The sequence below is a fragment of the Pantoea vagans genome (genome assembly GCF_001506165.1).
Classification (GTDB): domain Bacteria; phylum Pseudomonadota; class Gammaproteobacteria; order Enterobacterales; family Enterobacteriaceae; genus Pantoea; species Pantoea vagans_C.
Map to the genome: position 1 here is coordinate 1,615,592 of NZ_CP011427.1, position 20,540 is coordinate 1,636,131.

23 protein-coding genes are annotated in these 20,540 nt (G+C 54.6%); 6 read left to right on the forward strand and 17 right to left on the reverse strand.

Annotated elements, in window-relative coordinates:
- Positions 1 to 168 precede the first annotated feature (168 nt).
- On the forward strand, positions 169 to 807 hold the full coding sequence (locus LK04_RS07470; RefSeq protein WP_039335335.1) for a bifunctional 4-hydroxy-2-oxoglutarate aldolase/2-dehydro-3-deoxy-phosphogluconate aldolase: 639 nt from the start codon (positions 169 to 171) through the stop codon (positions 805 to 807).
- 40 nt (positions 808 to 847) lie between these two features.
- Here the strand turns inward: LK04_RS07470 and purT are convergent, their stop codons facing one another.
- Positions 848 to 2,026, reverse strand: coding sequence for a formate-dependent phosphoribosylglycinamide formyltransferase (purT, locus tag LK04_RS07475; protein ID WP_039335337.1), 1,179 nt, complete (start codon positions 2,024 to 2,026; stop codon positions 848 to 850).
- Positions 2,027 to 2,187: 161 nt separating this feature from the next.
- On the opposite strand from purT, the gene LK04_RS07480 reads away from it, so the two are divergent.
- Together LK04_RS07480 and LK04_RS07485 are read left to right on the forward strand one after the other, a co-directional pair.
- The gene (locus tag LK04_RS07480; RefSeq protein ID WP_039335339.1) at positions 2,188 to 2,829 is read left to right on the forward strand and encodes a tellurite resistance TerB family protein; all 642 of its coding nucleotides are present in this window, start codon (positions 2,188 to 2,190) and stop codon (positions 2,827 to 2,829) included.
- 214 nt (positions 2,830 to 3,043) lie between these two features.
- Positions 3,044 to 5,107, forward strand: coding sequence for a prolyl oligopeptidase family serine peptidase (locus LK04_RS07485; protein WP_039335341.1), 2,064 nt, complete (start codon positions 3,044 to 3,046; stop codon positions 5,105 to 5,107).
- Here LK04_RS07485 and exoX read toward each other — a convergent pair.
- The gene (gene exoX, locus LK04_RS07490) at positions 5,101 to 5,769 is read right to left on the reverse strand and encodes an exodeoxyribonuclease X (RefSeq protein ID WP_039335344.1); all 669 of its coding nucleotides are present in this window, start codon (positions 5,767 to 5,769) and stop codon (positions 5,101 to 5,103) included. The genes LK04_RS07485 and exoX overlap by 7 nt on opposite strands.
- Before the next feature lie 7 nt (positions 5,770 to 5,776).
- The gene (locus LK04_RS07495; RefSeq protein WP_039335346.1) at positions 5,777 to 6,007 is read right to left on the reverse strand and encodes a DNA polymerase III subunit theta; all 231 of its coding nucleotides are present in this window, start codon (positions 6,005 to 6,007) and stop codon (positions 5,777 to 5,779) included.
- A gap of 153 nt (positions 6,008 to 6,160) precedes the next feature.
- Between LK04_RS07495 and copC the strand changes: the two genes are divergently transcribed.
- Genes copC through LK04_RS07510 form a run of 3 tightly spaced genes read left to right on the forward strand, consistent with a single transcriptional unit; the run spans position 6,161 to position 7,799 of the window.
- The gene (gene copC / locus LK04_RS07500; RefSeq protein ID WP_039335493.1) at positions 6,161 to 6,538 is read left to right on the forward strand and encodes a copper homeostasis periplasmic binding protein CopC; all 378 of its coding nucleotides are present in this window, start codon (positions 6,161 to 6,163) and stop codon (positions 6,536 to 6,538) included.
- 3 nt (positions 6,539 to 6,541) lie between these two features.
- Positions 6,542 to 7,423 (forward strand): copper homeostasis membrane protein CopD, encoded by an 882-nt coding sequence (copD, locus tag LK04_RS07505; protein ID WP_039335348.1) that lies wholly within the window; start codon positions 6,542 to 6,544, stop codon positions 7,421 to 7,423.
- Positions 7,424 to 7,451: 28 nt separating this feature from the next.
- Positions 7,452 to 7,799 (forward strand): YebY family protein, encoded by a 348-nt coding sequence (locus LK04_RS07510; protein WP_039335496.1) that lies wholly within the window; start codon positions 7,452 to 7,454, stop codon positions 7,797 to 7,799.
- Positions 7,800 to 8,112: 313 nt separating this feature from the next.
- On the opposite strand, the gene LK04_RS07515 is transcribed toward LK04_RS07510, so the two are convergent.
- The 14 genes from LK04_RS07515 to LK04_RS07570 form a co-directional block, all read right to left on the reverse strand.
- The gene (locus LK04_RS07515; RefSeq protein ID WP_039335350.1) at positions 8,113 to 9,177 is read right to left on the reverse strand and encodes a tyrosine-type recombinase/integrase; all 1,065 of its coding nucleotides are present in this window, start codon (positions 9,175 to 9,177) and stop codon (positions 8,113 to 8,115) included.
- A 108-nt stretch (positions 9,178 to 9,285) separates the two neighbouring features.
- Positions 9,286 to 9,504: an ogr/Delta-like zinc finger family protein gene (locus LK04_RS20040; RefSeq protein ID WP_071885735.1), complete on the reverse strand. Its 219-nt coding sequence runs from the start codon at positions 9,502 to 9,504 to the stop codon at positions 9,286 to 9,288.
- A gap of 80 nt (positions 9,505 to 9,584) precedes the next feature.
- Entirely contained in the window at positions 9,585 to 10,760 is a 1,176-nt protein-coding gene (locus LK04_RS07520; protein ID WP_039335351.1) for a phage late control D family protein, read from the reverse strand.
- Complete coding sequence (locus tag LK04_RS07525) at positions 10,757 to 11,284, reverse strand: phage tail protein (protein WP_039335352.1); 528 nt, start codon at positions 11,282 to 11,284, stop codon at positions 10,757 to 10,759. Before LK04_RS07525 ends, LK04_RS07520 begins: the two co-directional genes overlap by 4 nt.
- A 3-nt stretch (positions 11,285 to 11,287) precedes the next feature.
- The gene (locus tag LK04_RS07530) at positions 11,288 to 13,750 is read right to left on the reverse strand and encodes a phage tail tape measure protein (protein ID WP_039335353.1); all 2,463 of its coding nucleotides are present in this window, start codon (positions 13,748 to 13,750) and stop codon (positions 11,288 to 11,290) included.
- Positions 13,740 to 13,865 (reverse strand): GpE family phage tail protein, encoded by a 126-nt coding sequence (locus LK04_RS20045; RefSeq protein WP_071885736.1) that lies wholly within the window; start codon positions 13,863 to 13,865, stop codon positions 13,740 to 13,742. The genes LK04_RS07530 and LK04_RS20045 overlap by 11 nt, the downstream gene beginning before the upstream one ends.
- A gap of 32 nt (positions 13,866 to 13,897) precedes the next feature.
- Positions 13,898 to 14,176 (reverse strand): phage tail assembly protein, encoded by a 279-nt coding sequence (locus LK04_RS07535; RefSeq protein WP_039335354.1) that lies wholly within the window; start codon positions 14,174 to 14,176, stop codon positions 13,898 to 13,900.
- A 64-nt stretch (positions 14,177 to 14,240) separates the two neighbouring features.
- The gene (locus LK04_RS07540; RefSeq protein ID WP_039335355.1) at positions 14,241 to 14,750 is read right to left on the reverse strand and encodes a phage major tail tube protein; all 510 of its coding nucleotides are present in this window, start codon (positions 14,748 to 14,750) and stop codon (positions 14,241 to 14,243) included.
- Between the two features lie 12 nt (positions 14,751 to 14,762).
- Positions 14,763 to 15,932, reverse strand: coding sequence for a phage tail sheath protein (locus LK04_RS07545; protein ID WP_039335356.1), 1,170 nt, complete (start codon positions 15,930 to 15,932; stop codon positions 14,763 to 14,765).
- Between the two features lie 137 nt (positions 15,933 to 16,069).
- Positions 16,070 to 16,360, reverse strand: a complete 291-nt coding sequence (locus LK04_RS07550; RefSeq protein WP_039335357.1) for a hypothetical protein — start codon at positions 16,358 to 16,360, stop codon at positions 16,070 to 16,072.
- The gene (locus LK04_RS07555) at positions 16,360 to 17,013 is read right to left on the reverse strand and encodes a tail fiber assembly protein (RefSeq protein WP_081998138.1); all 654 of its coding nucleotides are present in this window, start codon (positions 17,011 to 17,013) and stop codon (positions 16,360 to 16,362) included. The genes LK04_RS07550 and LK04_RS07555 overlap by 1 nt, the downstream gene beginning before the upstream one ends.
- Positions 17,013 to 19,031 (reverse strand): phage tail protein, encoded by a 2,019-nt coding sequence (locus LK04_RS20855; RefSeq protein ID WP_081998139.1) that lies wholly within the window; start codon positions 19,029 to 19,031, stop codon positions 17,013 to 17,015. The genes LK04_RS07555 and LK04_RS20855 overlap by 1 nt, the downstream gene beginning before the upstream one ends.
- Positions 19,028 to 19,636, reverse strand: a complete 609-nt coding sequence (locus LK04_RS07565; protein WP_039335358.1) for a phage tail protein I — start codon at positions 19,634 to 19,636, stop codon at positions 19,028 to 19,030. The genes LK04_RS20855 and LK04_RS07565 overlap by 4 nt, the downstream gene beginning before the upstream one ends.
- Positions 19,629 to 20,537: a baseplate assembly protein gene (locus LK04_RS07570; RefSeq protein ID WP_039335359.1), complete on the reverse strand. Its 909-nt coding sequence runs from the start codon at positions 20,535 to 20,537 to the stop codon at positions 19,629 to 19,631. The genes LK04_RS07565 and LK04_RS07570 overlap by 8 nt, the downstream gene beginning before the upstream one ends.
- Positions 20,538 to 20,540 lie beyond the last annotated feature (3 nt).

Below are 20,540 nucleotides of genomic sequence, written 5' to 3' on the forward strand. Positions count from 1 at the left end.
CCGCTCAGTGCGGGCTTTTTTGTACCCAAAATTCATTCTTCTTAAAATTGAACCAGAGTTTCAAAAAATTTTGATATCCGATAGACGCCACTCCAGCCAATCTTGTATGGTAGAGCCAAATTATTGACAGCGTGGCGTAAGCCGCGCTGATGCCACTAAGGAAACGTGATGAAGAACTGGAAAACAAGTGCTGAACAGATCATGACAACTGGCCCGGTTGTGCCGGTGATTGTGGTCAACAAACTGGAACACGCGGTGCCGATGGCTAAAGCGCTGGTGGCCGGTGGTGTACGTGTGCTGGAAGTGACGCTGCGTACCCCCGTGGCCATGGACGCACTGCGTGCCATGATCAAAGAAGTGCCGGAAGCGATTGTCGGTGCGGGCACGGTGATCAACACCCAGCAGTTGAAAGAAGTCACTGATGCCGGTGCGCAGTTCGTTATCAGCCCTGGTTTAACCGAACCCTTGTTAAAAGCCGCCGTTGAGGGCCCTGTGCCGCTGATCCCTGGTATCAGCACCGTGTCTGAGCTGATGCTGGGCATGGATTATGGCCTGCGCGAGTTTAAATTCTTCCCGGCCGAAGCCAATGGCGGGGTAAAAGCCTTGTCAGCGATTGGTGGTCCGTTCCCGCAGGTGCGCTTCTGCCCAACCGGCGGCATCTCTCCCGCTAACTATCGTGATTACCTGGCACTAAAAAGCGTGCTCTGCATTGGTGGGTCTTGGCTGGTGCCAAATGATGCACTGGAAAGTGGTGACTGGGATCGTATTACGCGTCTGGCGCGCGAAGCGGTTGAAGGGGCAAAATAATGGCGTTGCGGGGGTGGCCTGAGTGCCGCCCCCGCAATGATTAACCTTCGACCTTCACAGCAGCCGCGCTGGCTATCGCGCGGGCAATGGCGTCATCGGTATTGTCACCGGTCGCCAGAGCCACACCCAGACGGCGCTGACCCGCAATTTCCGGTTTACCGAACAGGCGCAGCTGTAGACCCGCACCTAATGCCGCTTCGATATTCACGAACTGCACGTTCTGGCTGTCTAGCTGTGGCAGGATCACCGCCGATGCCGCTGGGCCATACTGGCGAATCCCGCCGATAGGCAATCCGAGGAACGCACGCACATGCAGCGCAAACTCTGACAGATCCTGGGATATCAGGGTCACCATGCCGGTATCGTGTGGACGTGGCGAGACTTCGCTGAACACCACCTCGTCACCACAGACAAACAGCTCGACGCCAAACAGGCCGTAACCGCCTAATGCCTTGACCACCTTCGCAGCAATATCCTGAGCGCGTTGCAGTGCCAGCTCGGTCATCTGCTGCGGCTGCCAGGATTCACGGTAATCGCCATCTTCCTGACGATGCCCAATCGGTGCGCAGAAGTGGATACCATCCACTGCGCTGATGGTCAGCAGAGTGATTTCAAAATCAAATTTCACCACACCTTCAACAATCACGCGACCCGCACCCGCACGACCACCTTGTTGCGCGTAATCCCAGGCTTTCTCCAGCTGGCTGGCTTCACGGATGAAGCTCTGGCCTTTGCCAGATGAGCTCATAACAGGCTTAGCGATGCACGGGAAGCCGATGTCGTGAGCAGCAGCGACAAAGTTCTCTTTGCTATCGGCAAACTGATAAGTTGAAGTCGGCAGGGACAACTCTTCGGCGGCCAGACGACGAATGCCTTCGCGGTTCATGGTCAAACGCGCAGCGCGTGCGGTAGGCACCACTTTCTGGCCCTGTGCTTCCAGTTCCAGCAGCTTTTCAGTTGCGATGGCTTCGATTTCTGGCACCACGAAGTGCGGCTTCTCCAGCGCGATTAATGCTGCCAGCGCATCGCCATCCAGCATATTGATCACATGGCTGCGGTGAGCAACGTGCATCGCAGGGGCATCGGCATAACGATCCACGGCGATCACTTCCACACCCAGACGCTGACACTCCAGCGCCACTTCTTTGCCCAATTCGCCTGAACCTAACAGCATCACGCGCGTTGCGGCAGGGCGCAGCGCGGTTCCTAGAGTCGTCATAATTTCACCTTAGCAGTCAAAATGCGCGCGCAGTATATACGAAAACGTTTGCGTACTCACGCATTCGCCTCATTCAGGTTTGCCATACTTTTCTCGCTCTGACGTTAACTGACACAAGCTGCGGCAGCATAGAAACCGGAAACTTAAACGGGAGTTAAACGATGAGCAATTGGTTGCAGCAGATCCAATCGGTGCTGGCGAAAAAAGGCGGCGAGGGAAAATCCGGTGGTTTAAGCGATATGTTGGCACCCGGTGCGCTGGGCGGCCTGGCGGGATTGTTAGTGGCCAGCAAATCGACCCGTAAGCTGCTGACCAAATACGGTGGTAAAGCGTTGCTGGTGGGCGGCGGCGCGGCGGCGGGTGCGGTGCTGTGGAACAAATACAAACAGCGCGTGCGGGAGACACATCAGGATGAACCGGGATTTGGTCAGTTGCAGACGCCAGTTGATCAACGCGCAGAGCGGCTGGTGACGGCCCTGGTGTTCGCGGCCAAAAGCGATGGGCATATTGATGACCGTGAACGCGCGGCCATCGAACAGAATATCCATCAGGCGGGCTATGGCGCGCAGGCGGAAGCGTTAATTCAACAGGCGATGAATCGCCCGCTCGATCCCCAATGGCTGGCTGCTGATGTGAAAAACGAAGAAGAAGCGCTGGAACTTTACTTCCTGAGTTGCGCCGCCATTGATGTCGACCACTTTATGGAGCGTAGCTATCTCTCCGCGCTGGGTGATGCGCTGAAGATCCCACAAGATGTACGCGAAGGCATTCAGCGCGATATTGAGGCAGAAAAAGCCGCGTGAGGCGGTAGGGCCAAAGAAAATTTGCCCTTTGAGCAACACACTCCCAGGTTGATGAGCAGGCTGGGGCCGCATCGGGGCACGAGGACCGCCAGCTCCGATGCGGCTCCAGACGGCGTGACCGCCAGTTGTTGTACTTCCTGTGCGCTGATGCTTGGCTTCCTGAGTGATAAGTGCCACGCTTGCTGGATGCTGTTATTCAGGGAAAGGAGCCAAGATGCACCAGCCACAAGCGAAAAAAATCCCCCATGTGATGAACCTGCACGGTGAAATGCGTACCGATAACTACTATTGGTTGCGTGATGACGATCGTGAAAATCCTGAAGTGCTGGACCATCTGCATGCCGAAAATGCCTACGGCAAGGCGATGATGGCTTCACAAAACAACCTGCAAGAGCGGGTGTTGAAGGAGATCGTTGATCGTATTCCACAGCAGGATCACTCAGTGCCCTATGTGAAAAACGGTTATCGCTACCAAAGTCGTTATGAAGTGGGCAACGAATATCCACTCTATTTTCGCCAGGCCTTAGATGCGCCAGCCGATGAACCCTGGCAACTGCTGATTGACGGTAATCAGCGTGCCTCGCATAGCGATTTTTACACCATGGGAGCGCTGGCGATCACGCCAGACAATGAAGTCATGGCGTTAGCCGAGGATTTCCTGTCACGCCGTCAGTACGGCATACGCTTTCGCAATCTGCAAAGTGGTAGCTGGTATCCCGAAGTGCTGAGTGAGGCATCTTCAAGCGTGGCGTGGGCGAATGATTCACGCACGCTCTACTACGTGCGCAAGCATCCGAAAACCTTGCTTGCCTACCAGGTATGGCGCCATGAACTGGGTCATCCACAATCAGACGACCAACTGGTGTATGAAGAGCAGGATGAAAGTTTCCATCTCAGCGTGCACAAAACCACCTCCGAGCATTTCATCCTGATTGCGCTCTACAGCACCACCACCAGTGAAATCCAGCTGATTGATGCCGAATATCCCGATGCGCAGCCACAGGTATTTTGCCCACGCCGTCGCGATCACGAATACAGCCTCGATCACTACAATCATCAGTTCTATATCCGCTCCAATCGTGATGGCAAAAACTTCGGTTTGTATCGCAGCGCATGGCTGGCGGAAAACCGCTGGCAAGCCATCATTCCAGCGCGTGATAACGTGGTACTGGAAGATTTCCAGCTGTTCCGCCACTGGCTGGTAGTTGAAGAGCGCCAGCGCGGCGTGAACACGTTACGACAAATCAACTGGGAAACACAGGAAAGCATTGGAATTGCTTTTGACGACCCCGCGTATGTCACTTGGTTGGCTTACAACCCCTCGCCAGAGAGCGACACTTTGCGCTATGGCTACTCTTCCATGACCACGCCAACCACGCTGTTTGAGCTCAACATGGAAAGTGGCGAGCGGCGGGTACTGAAACAGACGCCGGTTCCGGGTTTCAACTCTGACGACTATAAAAGCGAGCACCACTGGATCACCGTGCGCGATGGCACTGAGGTGCCGGTTTCGCTGGTTTATCATCGTAAACACTTCAAACCAGGCAGCAATCCGTTACTGGCTTACGGCTATGGCGCTTATGGCAGCAGCATGGATGCCAGCTTCGGCACCAGCCGGATCAGTTTGCTGGAACGCGGGTTTGTCTACGCGATTATCCACGTGCGCGGCGGCGGTGAGTTAGGGCAGCAGTGGTACGACGATGGTCGACTCAAGCACAAGATGAACAGCTTCACCGACTTCATTGATGTCACCGAGGCGTTGGTGGCGAAAGGATACGGTAATCCGCAGCAGCTCTATGCCATGGGCGGTAGCGCGGGTGGTTTATTGATGGGCGGCGTCATTAACCTTGCACCGGCGTTGTTCCACGGCGTGGTGGCGCAGGTGCCGTTTGTGGATGTGGTAACCACCATGCTGGACCCCTCAATACCGCTCACCACCGGCGAATACGATGAGTGGGGCAATCCCGAGCAGGAAGAGTATTACCACATCATTCGGCAATACAGTCCGTATGACAACATCGAAGCCAAAGCCTATCCGCATTTGCTGGTGACAACCGGCCTGCACGATTCCCAGGTGCAGTACTGGGAACCGGCGAAGTGGGTGGCAAAACTGCGTGAGTTAAAAACCAATGACACGCTGCTGCTGCTGTGTACCGAGATGGATTCGGGGCATGGCGGCAAATCTGGACGCTTTAAGGCTTACGAAGGGGTGGCGCAGGAGTTCACCTTCCTGATTGGCCTGGCGCAGGGCAGTTTGCCAGACCGCGTCGATTACTGATCGCTCTTGACGTACTTGCGTAGCGCCTGCCTTAACGGTGGGCGCAAATCACGCACATTTTCCAGCACCCAGCGCAGATAGCCCGGATCTTTACGTGCAATGCTGCCAATGCTCTGTCCGCGATATTTGCCGAACGGGAACACATCACCACTCACTTCTGCTGGCTGGCAACGGCTGACCATCTCACTGGTGTTCCAGCCTGAGGTTTCCATAATACGGATCAACAGCGCGGCGGTGACATAGCAATCATACAGCGCACGGTGCGCATGCAGTTCGCTCGGCGGGGTCACATCTAGCTTCAGACTATGGCGCAGTGCCTGATTGCCGTATTTAATGCCGGGCCACAGTTGGCGTGCCAGCGTCATAGTGCAGATCCATTCACCCGGCATAGTGGGCAGCATGCGGCGATCAAAACTGGCGTTATGCGCAACATAATGTGGACTGCCGTGATAGCGACCAATCGCTTCTTCTATGGTGGGTTTGTCAGCCACCATCGCTTCGGTAATACGATGTACCGCCATCGCCTGACGGCTGATTGGCCGGTCCGGGCAGATCAAATCGCTCATCGGATTAACGATCTGACCATCAATCACATCCACGGATGCGACTTCGACGACGCCGCCTTGCAAACCACAGGTTTCGGTATCGATAACGCGTAACATAAATTAATTACTTCTGCTTGGGTTCATAGGGCAGGCGGGAAAGGGTGAGCGAGGCCTGACGATAGCTCATCAAGCGTTGGCGGAACCAGTCACGCAGCGCTTCTGGCTGTTCACGTTCGACCATTTCAGCTACCACGGGCATGTTGTAGCGCTCTTTAAAGGCCACGCCAGCGGCGGCCAGATCGACATTCACTTTGTCTTTCTCTTCCTGCGACAGCAGGGCAAGGTTTTGGCTCATGCTTTTCTCCTGATAAACAGGGGCAAAAGTAATGGTTTCCCCTTTACGGATCAAGGAAATTGGATCGCACCGCAGGTCTCGACACGCTTTAACCAGCGGCGTATCCTGCTGCCACGTTTGCAGCAGATGGCTGCATTGAAAAGGGATGAAGTGATGAAGAAAACTGCGTTAAACCCGCTTGTGGCGCTGTTGCTGGCGTCATCTACGTTAACTTTCAGTCAGTTTGCACTGGCACATGCCCATCTGAAAACCCCGGTTCCTGCCGACAAAGCGGTGGTCGACAGTTCTCCACAGAATCTGACCTTGACCTTCACTGAAGATGTTGAAGCCGCTTTCAGCGGTGTCGAAGTGCTGAATGCGCAGCAACAACCGATGCCAGTGGAGAAGGCCAAACTCAATGACAAACAGCATGATCAACTGATCGTGCCGATCAGCAAGCCGCTGCCCGCAGGTGATTACCAGGTGAACTGGCATGTGTTGTCAGTCGATGGTCATAAAACCAAGGGAAGTTACGCGTTTAGCGTTAAGTAACCGATGAGTCTGAGCACGTTGTGGATTTGCCTGCGCGCACTGCATTTTATTGCGGTGTTCTTGCTGGCTGGCAGCGCGTTCTATACCGCTCTTCTGGCACCGCGGCGTTATCGAGCGGTGCTGGCACAGCGTCTGCACCGGATATTTGTCACTACCGCGATATTGAGTTTTCTGAGTGCGTTGCTGATGCTGGCAACACAAACCGGCTTGATGAGCGGCGACTGGCGCAACGTCAGCGATGTCGAAACCTGGCAGGCTGTGCTCGCGACCCGCTTTGGCAGCGTATGGCGCTGGGAGCTAGGCTTCGCACTGCTCAGCACGCTGGCCTTGCTGTTACGTGGCACACTGCGTCAGCAGCTATTACTAGTGAGTGGTTTGTTGCAGTTGATGGCGTTGGCTGGCGTCGGGCATGCCGCCATGCGAGATGGTGTTCCGGGCTTATTGCAACAGAGTAATCACGCATTGCACTTGATTGCCGCCGCGTTCTGGACCGGTGGTTTATTGCCCCTGTTATTGCTTATGCGTGAAGCCCGTCAGATTGCGTTTCGCACCGATGCGATTCGCTGCATGATGCGCTTTTCGCGCTACGGGCATCTGGCTGTTGCACTGGCGCTGATCACCGGGCTGATTAACAGCCTGTTGATTGGCGGTACGCCGCTCAACTGGGGGACCACGCTGTGGAGTGCGATGCTGGTGGTCAAAGTGATGCTGGTGATGATGATGGTGGGCATTGCGCTGATCAATCGTTATATTCTGGTGCCACAATTTCGTGTCGCGGGTAACCAGGCGTCACAACAATTTATTCGCCTGACGCAGCTTGAGCTGCTGCTGGCCATGGTCGTAGTCGGATTGGTCAGCGTGTTTGCTACGTTGTCACCGGCCTGAAGAGTAATGAATGAAAAATGAGGTCGATATTTTGCTGAAGAAATTGATTCCAGCCTGCATTCTGATGGCACTGTGCAGCCAGGCGATGGCCGCGCAAATTATTACCGTCAGCCGTTTTGAGATTGGTAAAGATAAGTGGCCTTTCACCCGTGAAGAGGTGATGCTGACCTGTGAGAAAGACGGCGCGCTGTTCGCCATCAACCCGAGCACCTTGCTGCAATACCCGCTGAACGATAAAGCCCAGGCGCGCGCTGATGCGGGTAAAGGCACTCAGCAATCAATCGATACCATCGTGGCGGAAGATAAAGCGCATCCAGGCCAGAAAATGAGCCTGCAGCCGATCATCGAGCGCACTCAGCAGTTATGCGGTAAGTAATCCTTTCAAAATACGGGCGTAGCGCACAGTTTTGCCGCTACGCTTGTTTCCTCGATGTGCCAGCACGATCACAGAGTTGGCAGCTTCCTCACCGCAGCGGCGCGGTTGGCTGGAAATTAATCAATCCTCGACTACCTTTAAAAGGCAAGGCGACATCGCCTTCAAAAATGCCAACTTTTAGCGCACGGCTCTCAAAGAGCCATTTCCCTGGACCCGATACAGGAATCGTATTGGGTCTTTTTTTGTTAAGTATTCAACATCAATAACTTATCTAACTATCAATGAGTTATTGCCCATCCTGTTACACCGTGTTTTACCCTGTGACAACCTCCACCGCCATTTTGCCGCCACTCTTACCGGCCATAATCGCCAATGGATTGCAGTGAATAGCGTCTTCAAGATGATCAGGTGCGAAGTGGGCATAACGCATCGTTACGCGTATGTCAGAGTGACCAAGGATACGCTGCAGGACAAGTATGTTGCCACCGGCCATCATGAAGTGGCTGGCGAAACTGTGTCTTAGAACGTGGCTCATTTGACCCTCTGGCAGTTCGATGCCGGAGAGACGGATTACCCGATAGAACTGGCGATAACACTCTTCGAAAAACTTGCCTTCTTTATCCTTCAACTCGTCATGCAGCTCTTTGCTAATCGGGACGGTGCGGTTGCGTTTGCCTTTGGTATTGATGAACGTGATTTTAAGCGGGGATATTTGCGACGCTTTAAGTGCTGCAGCCTCATTCCAACGACAACCAGTTGAGAGGCATATTTTAATAATCAATGTCAGTTGTGGATTGCCATGTACTTTACAAGCCGCAAACAGTTTTTTTATTTGCGTCTCCGTCAACCAAGCCATCTCTTTTTCTGGCTGCTCGAATAAGCGAATGTTTTTGAGTGGGTTGGGGTAGGCAATTTCGCCCAGACGTTCCAGCTCATTAAATAGAGCACGTAAGAAGGCGTGCTCGCAATTAACTGTGCCGGGTGACACCTTTAGAGATTTAGCACTGGTTTTATAACCGTTCTCGATTTTCCCTTCTAACCGACTATTACGATAGTGCGCCCAATCTTTTGCCGTGATATTGGCAGCAATAGGATTGTCCAAGCCATTACAAATGATATGGAGCTTACCTAAGCGTCCTTTACGGTCGCTGAGTGAACGGCCATGCAAGTTGTACCAGAGATTAATCAACTCGCTTAAACGGCGGTTATCTTCCTTCTCTGCCAGCCAAGGTTTGGCTTTGCTTTCGTCTAATGTGTACTGCTCGAAGGCAATGGCTTCGGCGCGGGTTTTAAACTGCCTTCTAACACGTTTGCCATCTCTGCCATTGAGATAGCACTCGCAAAGCCATTTGCCCGTGCTGAGCTTCCTGATCGCCATTATCTGCCTCCATCTTAAAAATGCAGGCTAAAATACTGTATGTAAATGCAGTATTCAATGTTTGATTCTCAGAAAGTAAACATGAAAAAGCCCGCATGGCGGGCTAGATTAGTGAAGTAGGGGAGGTTGATGTTGTTGATTGGAGTAGAGCGGAACTTTGTTAACCTGGCCGGGCGAAACAATAATTCCTGCGACTGACTCAAGTGTTTTAAAAGTGCAGCTGCAATTGATGTTTTGGCACTGGTGGTAACGTTCTTTGGTTTCTTTGGAAACATAACGGCTGCTCTTGGCGTGCGCAGCTGTTTGGCATAGCGGGCAATGCATCATGTTGAAATCCTTACGGGCAAAGTAGGGCGGCGAAGGCTAATTTTGAATAAGCAAATCGCAGTTTGCAAATTACAGTCTAATTAGCCGGTTTCCGTTTCACCCTCTTGCACTGACTGATATTCGACATCCGTCAGCAGCACTTCAAATTCCAACTGCGTGGTGTATCCGCCGCTGCTAAGGCTGTGCGTGACTTTACTTATAAGCCACGGCTGTGCATCGATTACGGATTTGAATCCGCTAACTTTTACAGGGGTTTCGGGATACAGGTCGGCCCGCCCCATTGCCAGAGTTAGCGAAAACTCAGCTACTCCTCGCTGTAGCTTTTCCCATTTAGCTTTCGCAGCGCGCATCGCGGTTGCCTTGCTGGAGTAAATCGTCGTCAGCGTAAACACGTTGTCTTCACTGCCTGCCAGATAATCCCCCTCTTTTACCTCTGGCGTTTTTACGACTTTTGCTTTGGTCTTCTTTGCCGCCGGATGCTCAAGCGCACGCAGGTGACGCTCTTTTGGCTTGCGCTGTAACTTTACCTTTTTGGGTTTCGGGTCTTTGGTGTGCAACCAGCCTGCCGAAACGCCGGTATATGCCCCACGGTCTGCAATGCTAAAGCTGTGCCGGTCGCCGTCTTTGCGCGTGATAGTCATTTGCGGGATAGGCTTGCCGCTAATGGTTACACCGTTCCCCGGATTGATGAATAACAGCCTGCCCGCTTTTACCGCTGCCACTGCACCGTAAAGGGTAGCGAGCCGCGTAAGGAACTTCGCATCAGTCTCCTGCGTCTGGTCGATATGAGACACGACAATCCCGGCAAATCCCTCTGCCAGCATGGGCTGTAGTTTGTTACGCGTTGCCACATGCGTGACAATTTCGCCCAGGGTAGTATCGTGATAGGACACCTCTCGGCGGGAATTCAGAGTGCCGCGAAAATCGGCGCTTCGGGCGCGTATGGTCATCGTATCTGGCGCGCCGTGGTGCTCAACCTCATCAACAGTAAAGCTACCCTTGCCGATCAGTGCTTGGCCTACCCACCCAAGGAACAATGAAACCTCCGCACCGCGAACCGGCATTGCCAGCTTGCCGTCAGAATCGTCCAGCTCAATATCAAGCTGATCGGCCTCAAAGCCACGATTGTCTGTCAGCGTGAGCGAGATAAGCCTGTCTTTGATGTTGGTTGTCACGTCCTGAGAATTCACCTTCAATAGAAAATCAGGCGTCAGTCTGGCGCCCATCTGTACGGGTAACCCGCTAATGCCGGTCATCCTAATAACCCTCCTGCTGAAGAAATAATGCTACCTGCTGCAGACTTCACGCTGTCGATTGCCGATGTGATTTGACCTGGCAGATTGCTCACGCAGCTGATTAACCCGCTGGCCTGCTTATTGAGATCACCAAACATTGACGTCAGTGATTCATCTACTCGCTTAAGGCTCAGGGTAAACATGATTTTGCTGGCAGCTCCGTTTGGGAAAAACTCGCTGTGCGTATTCGAAATGTTCTCAATAACGTACATGCCGTAAATCATCCCACTGCCACCAATCAAGGGCCACGCCATCCCCTGATCAGCCAACAGGCGAACGGTCATCAGGGAAATTGCACCGCCCGTTATCTCCGGACGCAACTCCCCCGACAGCGTGATTTTTTCATCACCCGGCCCGATATACTGCGCTGCCGGACGCAGGCCGAACCGGTTATTTGTGGGCCAGCGGTAATCGATATTTTGCTGCAGTTCGCCATAAGGCAGCGTCTGTCGCATAAACGGCATCATTCCGTAAACCATCATCATCGGTTAATCCTCCCAACCCATTTTGCTGCGGTTTTGTGCCTGCCGGTTACGCTGCTCTCTCGCCTGATGCTGTGCCATCAATGCCAGCGCATCGTCTTTGGTCATCCCCTCATGCATGTTGATTTCGTACTGGTAGGTATTCTGACTGCGGTCAACAATACCGCCGCCCGTTGATGGCGCTGTAACAGGCCGATAAGGTGCGCCACCTGTTGCAAGGCTGTATTGCAGACCGCCAGTGTCCACGCCAGCACCACCCGTCGCTATGGGATCAGGGGACGGAACCTTGTCTTTGAGACCATCCGATTTGGTATCGATGATGCCTAGCTTTTCCAGCACCCAATCTATGCCGCTTCGCAACTGGTCCAGTGCCTGCCCCGGTATTTTCAGCGCTTCAGCAAGCATGTTGCCAAACTTCTTGCCCATGTCACCGGCAGCAGCCAACTCAGTCTGCGTTGACTTGACCGGCCCTAGCAGTTTGCCAAACCAGTCCCACAACTCTTTGATTTTGTCACCCACTGCGGAAAAGATTGGCGTGAGCGAACCAAACGCGCTTCCTATTGGCCCCATCGCAGCGGTAAACCCCTCAGCGAAACCGCTAATAAAGGCGCTGATTGGCTCCCAATATTTCCGTACCAGTAGCGCACCCGCGACAATTGACGCCGCCACGGCGACGACTGGCAGTGTTATAGCACCCAGCGCCGTAGCAATCGCGCCACTTGCGATGCTGAACGCAGAGCCAAGCAGGCCCGCCCCGGCAATCATCGCGTTAACGCCAGCAATGACGGGCCATGCAACCAAACCGACAGCACCTAATACGCCAATGATAATTAGACCTGCGGCTGCAATTTTGCCCATCCCGCTCGCCAATGCAGGGTTAGCTTTAATCCAGTTATCGATAGTTAGTAGAAAGGCCGCTGTACCCTGAGTCAGTTTCCTTAACCCGCTATCCTGCTGGTCAAAGAGATCGGTGCCGATAGCCTCATAGGCCGACTGCAGCTCTTTCAGGTCACCGCCGAGATTGTCCTGCATAACTTCAACCAATTCAGCGGTCTTTCCATCAGATGCTTTAAACGTTGCTGTAAGTCGGTCAAGCTTACCTGAATAAGCGGCAGACATAAGAACCGCCGCCGATGAACTGGCCTCTTCACCGAAGATAGCTTTCATATACTCGGCGCGCTGCCCGGTGCCGAGTTTATTGCGGTCAAAACTCGCCTGCATTTCCTTCAGGATGGCAAAGATCGGGCGGGTATTACCTTTGCTGTCAGAAGTTTTTATTCCCAGCTCGGTGATGGCTTTGTAAGCCTGGCCAGTTGGTGCCTGCAGTCGACTTAGCACCGCACGGCTACCCGTACCAGCCATTGAGCCGGTAATTTTGGCATCATGCAGCGCACCAACCATGGCGGCAGTTTCTTCAATGCTTACTCCAGCATTTTTAGCAACCGGCGCGGCGTAGGTCAGCGCATCACTCATCCCGTCAAAATCTGCAGCAGTTTTATTCATAGTCATCGAAAGGACGTCGCCAATATGTGCGACCTTGTCATTTGATAACTCAAACGCTGACTTCATTCCCATCAGTAGCCCGGCGTTTTCTTCCATGGTGCGCTTATTTGCCAGCGCCATGTTAAGTGTTACTGGGGTAGCCGCCTGAATAGCCGCAGCATCTCCACCACTTTTGGCGATGATGATTTGCGCGCCTGCAGCATCGTCTGAAGACGCTGCAGTGGTGTCACCCAACTGACGAGCCTGCAAACGCAGTGCGGTCATTTCCGCCGAGTCTTTTGCCAGCCCTAGCACCGCCTGCAGTTCTGAGTTTTTCTGAGCAAAATCAAATCCGGGCGTCAGTAACGTTCTCGCTGCCATCGCGCCAACAGTCGCAGTACCGATACCGGCAGCACCTGCGTTACGCACCTTAGCCGACAACTCCTGCCCGCGACGGTAACGCTCACTGGTCTGGTTGAGCCGTTCCTGCTGCATATTCAGGCGCTGCAGCTCCTGCTTTTGGCGACTCAGATTGACGGTTGCCATTGCCGAGGCAGATTTAAGCCGCTGCTGCTCAGTGCTAAGGCTGCGAGTTGAAATACCCGCCTGGGTCAGCGCCTCGCGCTGCTGCTGCACTGACAGGCGCAGTGCGTTGGATTTGGTCTGTAGTTCAGATGCAGCCTGCCGCGCCTTCTCCAGTGCGCGGGCCTGCTGCGTGGTGGGTCGCTCAGTGTTTTTGAAGGCCACCGCCAGCGATTCAGCTTCGGCTTTGGCCTCTTTCAGTTTCTGGCTGGTGACGGCGAGCTGCGCACTCGTCTTGCGGAAACCGTCAATTTTTGCCGACTGCGCATCCAGCTCTTTGATGCTGGTCTGCGTCTGGCGGATTTCAGCGGTCAGCCCTTTCGTGGCTTTTTCGACGGTTTTAAACGGGCGCGTCGCTTTGTCTACCGCGTTCAGCAGCACCTGCACTTTGAGGTTATTGCTCATCGGGGTCTACTCCGCTACGGATTAAGGCTTTATGCCGCCAGCTAATCAACTCGACCAGCGGCATGTCGTACATCTCAGAAGGGGGCCAGTGAAAGATGGCGGCGATATCAGCCATCAGGTCATTAACCGTCAGGCCTTTGGGCCACTCTATTCGTCCGACTTCGAGGATAAAAAACCAATCACCTTGCCCGCCAGCGCAATCAGGTCAACCGGATCGAGGCTGTTGCACTCCGCTTTGGTCAGCGACGGCATGGTGATGCGAGGCAGTACGACGATAAGCGAGTCCACGTCAGAACCGGCAATATCGGACAGGCGCACGCCGCGCAGTGAACCCGCGTTAGGCTTCATCAGCTCAACCTGCTTAATCTCGGTTTCGCCACGCTTGATCGGAAATTCCAGCACAACAATATTTTCATTCAGTTCCATAGTTGCTCATCTCTGTTCACTGTAGTCAGGGGACAACCAGCGCCGGTCGGCGCTGGCGTCTGGTTTATACGAGGCCGATGTTTTTGCGGCGTTCTGCCAGGCGATCAACACCATCGACAATTTCGACCATGTTCACGGTGTCGATTTCGATCAGTGCTTTGCCGTTAAACGTCAGCTTGTAGTACGTATTCTTACTGGTGATTTTGACTTCGGTGTCCTCACTCGGCTTTGATTCGCCAAAGTCGAAAGTCTGGTGCTTACCGCGCACCTCCACCTCTACCGCAATCTCTTCGCCGGTATCGTCACGCTGATAAGAGCCGGTGAAGCGCAGCGGGATGTCTGATGCGCCCCACTGCGAGAGCACCAGCTCATCCATGCCGCCGATACTCCACTCAATATCGAGCGCGTCATCTTCCAGACCGTTGTCGATATGCGCCGCGCCGCTCATACCGCCCGCACGGAACGGGTCAAGCTTGCGAGACAGCTTCGGCAGGGTGACGGCTGTCACCACGCCCTGATAGCTGTTAGCGTCGTTGAAAAGGTTCATCGCCTTTAGTTTGCGTGGCATTGCCATTTATCCGGCTCCTTAGCTGTTTACGGATGCGGCGAAGTTCGCCAGATAGCTGTCGGTAATGCGCTGGCGTAACGTCAAATCTTCCAGCGGTGGAACCGGCGTGTAGTCGTAATCGATAAAGAGTTTGCCCGCCTTCAGGCTGTCTTTATCGTTGGCGCTTTCGTCATACCAGGCTGTTGCGCCCAGCAGATAACCCGCGCTGCACAGCTCGCGAAACTTCGCGTTGATACCCGCGATAATTTCTTTGACCAGTACCGGCGTCAGCGGCTTATCGTTCGCCCACATGTGGGCTTCCGCCATCGTGTCGGCCAGTACCTGTGCGGTGCGGGTGTAGTTCTCAAACTGGAACAACGGATCATCACTGCAGGTGCGGTTGCCCCAGAAGCGGAAACCGTCCTTGCGGATAAGCGTGGTAACGTCCGCCTCGTTGAGCAGGTCTGCGTCGGTGCCAACCTGCTGCAAATCCCAGAACACTGAAGCCGAAATGCCGGTGACACCGTTTACGCCAACGTTCGACAGGGTTTTATGCCAGCCAGTGTCGTTGTCGATTTTGGCGCGCAGGCCCAGCGCACGCGCGGTGGCGTAAGCGGTATCGGACGCATTGGTGGTGGTGTTCCACGCGAGGAAGTCAGGCCAGATCACCATCAGCTCACGCTGGCTGAAGTTCTGACGATACAGGCGGGCTTCAGAAATGGTCTTGCACTCCCACGCCGATACATAGGCGAAGGCGCGCAACTGCTGCGCAATGCTCGCAAGCGAGGTTGCCACTTCCAGCGAGTCGAGACCGGGCACGCCGAGAATGCGGGGTTTCACATCGAGCTGAGTCTGCGCCGCGAGCAGCGCTTTCATGCCGGTGTACTGCCCGTTAGCGTCGGTCCCTCCGATGATATTTGAAATGGTTTCGGCATCGTCAGCGCCTTCCGACACGCGCACTACGACGGTGACGGGTTTCGACTGGTCAGCGATTGCCTGCAGGGATGATGCGAGCGTGCCTTTCACGCCAGCTTTGCCGACTGCACCCTGCACGTTGATGATAAGTACCGGCGTGTTCAGCGGGAACGTTGCCGCGTCCGCATCTTCGGCGGTGCAGACCATGCCGACAATCGCGGTTGATACGGTGGAGATGGTGCGCGTGCCGTCGTTGATTTCGACGACGCGGACACCGTGATGATAATCTGCCATCTGTTGCACTCCTGGTTAAAGGTGTGCTCAGGGTGTCAGGTCAGTAAGGCAGGTGCATGCGGTTGCGGTTTGCTCATGGATCCGCGGACAAAAGAAAAGCCCCGCAGGGCTTATCTCAGTCTGGTCAGGCGGTGACACTAAGCCATTACCGCCACGTAAACCAGTGCGCAGGCGATAACAGGCACAAGCATATCCAGCAGGCTCGGCATATCCCACGCCCTGATGACAAACCCTCCCCACCAAGGCATATTCTCGCGGTGTCCGTTTCCGAACTCGGCGATCCAGCGATATTCAGCCTGCGTCTGCTCGCGGGCGATAAACCACAGACAGCCCAGCACTGCACCGCTGAGCCAGTCACCCAGCATCAGACCGAAGATGCACTGCACCGCAACGGCGGCGCAGGCGTGGAACACTGGCGAGAAATCCATTACACGGCCTCCGCATCTGGCGCAGCAGGCCACGTGATATCAGGAGCGGAAGACGTGTCTAACGCCTGCAGAGCCTGAATGTAGGTCATCCACTCAGTCAGCGCAGCCTTGTCCGCATCGGTGATGATGCCGAGCATTAGCTGCGTCTGCCACGCCTGCGTCGTGCTGTTTGCCACAGCGATGAGTCTGGCCTTTTCAGCATCGGCAATCTTCACTAAAGCCGCCTGCTGCGCGGCTTTATCGGTCACCCATTTTTTACCGTTCCACGTATCAAACGCGGTTGCGGGTTTGAGTAGCGTGGTACCTGTTGGATATTCACCGGCCTGGCTGATTACCGTGGCAGTGCCGTTTTCGGTGCTGTATACCGTTTCGCCTCGATGGTCTTCAACCAGTTGCCAACCGCCATTAAAGATCATGGCTTTGCCCTGCTCAGCATCGGGCGGAGCAGTGCAGGTTGAATTAGCAGGGATACCTACACCAACTGAAACATACTCCTCGCTTGAGCCGGTAAACTCCCCTGTGTTGGGATCGTAACTGTGTACGGTCAATAAACCGGTTTCTTTCGCCAGCCCTGTTTCATCCAAGCTGGTATAGATGATTACTGGCTCGGTGGGCAATACTTCCGTCGATGTATCTTCTTTAACGTCGGTCATTATGCTGCCCTCACGATATAGTTAAATGCAATGTTACGGGGACGGGTTTCGGTGGCAGTGTTGCCAGAAGCTCCGCTGGTTGTCACCGTCTGGGTATTATCAACGCTATAGGTTGAATCAAGGCTACCGCGATCGCTATCCGTTGTTCTCAGCGGAACCGCCACAGTATGAGTGTGTTGCTGCAGGGCATGGCCCTGTGCACTCAGAAGCTCTCGACTGCTATCAACGCCGCGTCCGTCATCCCAGCCACGAATGAACTCGCCACGAAGATCGGGCAATTTGAGGGACGGGTAAGCCTTCGCCAGCTCCGGGTAAGTCGTCGCACTGAATGACGCGCCGTTGCATTTCAGCCAGCCAGCCGGTGCTGTCTCCGCAGGCCACGGCAAAGGCACTCCGATCGGCACGGCATTGATCGTTGTTGTTACCTGCTTCCAGTCAGCAAGAAGAGAACCAGCTGCGCTGTACCCACGGAACCAAAGAGAAGCGGCAGCACCTCGACCCGATACCCCAATCTGGATAGGCCGCAACTCACGTTGAATGTTCAGGCCTGCAAAATCCTCCCCACTAACGGGGTTATGCGCTGTTGCCTGATCGTCTGAAGCTTTAGCATTCACAAATTGTGTCGAAGTGGTGTTACCAGACTGCCCCGGATTGAAAATGTAATTAGGTGCAGTTGTGCTGTTCACGCCCAACCCCCACCCTTTTACCAGCTCAACAGTTGCCGTTTCTGTCCACGCCGTCCAGACGGTTGCGGTACCGTTTCCTGTACGTTTCCACTCTCTGTCGGAATTTCCCGACGTAACTGAAACACTTCGGAATGTCTGTAATATCTCTCCGCTGCTTCGTTTCATCACATCAACAGTACCTACAAGAGCGGCAGGCATATTCGTTGCAGACGTCGTTACGGAATAACGCCCAGGAGCAACTAACGTGTTGAGGTCACCAGAGAAATATCCCGACTGAGTTTGATAACCAACCATCTGCCACTCAAGCCAGACAGGTTTAGATGCATCCCATGCTGCACCCAGCGTGCGGATATAAATTGTCCCGTATCGCGTAATATATTCCTGAGTACAACCGTACAGACCTGCTGGAAAAATATTCAAAACCCCCTGTGTTGCTTCCGGGAGGTTTGGGTTTGTCTGGGTTGTAGATGATCCGATAGACCATGAACCCATCGATAATGGCCCCAGAGAATTGGTATCAATCCCACTGGCGATACTCCCCATTACTTTAAACGCAGAATCATTTACGGCTTTTACTGCTTTCGGCGTAGCTGCCTGCGTTTCGCTGGTGCTGTTGATATCGCTACTGAGCTGGCTTTCTAGCAAATACTGCCCATGTGGATCAGCCGCATCGTTGTGCGCCTTCATCAATGCTTGTCCAAACGCAGTGGTCGCTATCTGCGTATCATTTTTTGTGACAGCAGGCGTTGGCGCTTTAGGGGTTCCAGTCAGCGTCGGACTGGCCTTCGGCGCATACTGCGTGTGCGGGTCGGCTGCAGCAACATGCTTTGCCATCAGGTCATCGGCATAGGCTTTCACCTCAATCACCGCGTTATCAACGTACTGGCGAGTCGCCAGCACAATCGACGGGTCGATTTTGAGCGTCACCGCGTCGGTGCTGCTGACAATCAGGATCATGCGCACGGTCTGCGTGCGCCCGCTGCCCTCCTGCAGTTGCGGCTTGTAGGTCTCGGCGCAGTTGGCTACCGCGATTAGCACGCCGTCAGCATCAAACAGGCCAATTTCGCGAATCCAGAAGCCGCCCTCCGTTTCAGGTATCACCTGTTCGGCGATAATCTGGCTGCTGTTCGCCGCATCGATACTCAGCGAATTCAGCGCCGCGCGGCGCTTCTCGCCGACCAGCTTGGTTTGTGTGGCATTGGGTGTTGGTAGCGTGCCGCCACCGTCGCCCACCGCCATCTGTGTAATCTGCAGCTTGGTACCTAGCGCGGCGGCGTTTGCCAGTTTGGATGCGCCAAGGTTCGTCAGCAGGGCATAATATTTTGTCGTCATGCGCGCACTTCCGTCAGGTCAATGATATGTAGCGCAACGGCTGTATAGCCGGTGCCGCCCACGGTGATAGTTTCAGGGATATAGGGATAAACTGTCAGCTCGTCACCCAGATAACAGGCTGCGCCAACGCTAAAAGGCCCGGACGAATCGAGATTGATGGACAGGCCAATGAGGTGACGACTTAACGGCTTGGCGTCCGATATCATCCGCTCCAGCTCGTTGTACATTTCCTCGGTGATGCCGGTATCGAGCACGCCCACGTCAAGCCGGAATGTGCCAGGCGTCTCGTTGGTCTTCCACCACTCAATAACGCGGATCAGATAGCCGAGCGGCTCAACCACGCGACGGATAGCACCGATGGTGCCTTTGCGCTGATGCACTGCGCGCGCCGCCGCCACGACAGACCGCTTGGTGAACTCATTCCATCCGGTATCCCAGCGGTCTACCGACCACGCCCAAGCCAGATAAGGCAGCAGGACTAACGGGCATGCGTAGGGATTCCAGAGCAGGCGCAGCGGGACATTCATCGTACTCAGATTTGACAGTGCTTCAGCCGCCGCCACCTCAAGCAGAGACGAACCGGTGGGAAGCAGGCGATCACTCATCCGACCCCCCGACGCTCAGCGTGTAGCCGGTGCAGTATGCCGCCTGCGTTTTATCCAGCACGACGTCGGCAACCGGCTTAATCAGGTTTACGCGCTGCACGCCTTCGACGTGCATAGCGGCATAGAGTGCGGACAGTCGAATGTCGCGCCCGAGTCGCTTTTGCGTGCCGATGTAAGCGACGAGTTTTGCCTCAGAAGCGGTGCGAATAGGCTCCGCCTCTGGCCCCGGATAGAGATACAACTCGGCTTCAATCTCGTAATTGATGATGACTGCAGACTGGACTGTTACCCGATCAGCAACCGGGCGCACGTTCTCGTCATTCAGAGCGGTATCGACGACGGTCAGCAAATCATCCGCCGCCGTTCCGTTACCCTCGCGGGCTAGAATGGTCACCGTCACCACGGCGGGTGACGGGCTGATGGCTGATGCATCTGCCACGCGCCCGTCTGCGCTTCGGGCGTGGTACTCATATGCGCCAGACGGCCCGGCAACACTCAGCCCCTCAAATGCACCCGCAATGCGCACGCGGAAATCGTCGTCACTTTCCATGACCGCTGCCACTGGCGGAATGGCGGTATCATCTGCCGGTGTGATGGTAAGGCGAGTCACGCCGTTATTTGCACCAAGCTGGTCTAAGTCGTCATCAACGGCATAAGCCACCATGACGGCGCGTGCCGCCTCGTTGATGCGCTGGCGCAGGATCACTTCACGGTAGGCGTTTTCCTGCAGCACCTTAACGATGGGATCGGACTCCAGCGCCAGCACGCGGGCGACGGCCTCCTGCTGGTCTTCCGGGTAGAGCGAAATCAGCGTGGACTTTCGCTCAGCCAGGAGCGTTTCATAATCGAGCACTTCTACCACGTCGGGTGCAGGAAGCTGGCTCAGGTCAATGGTTGCCATGTT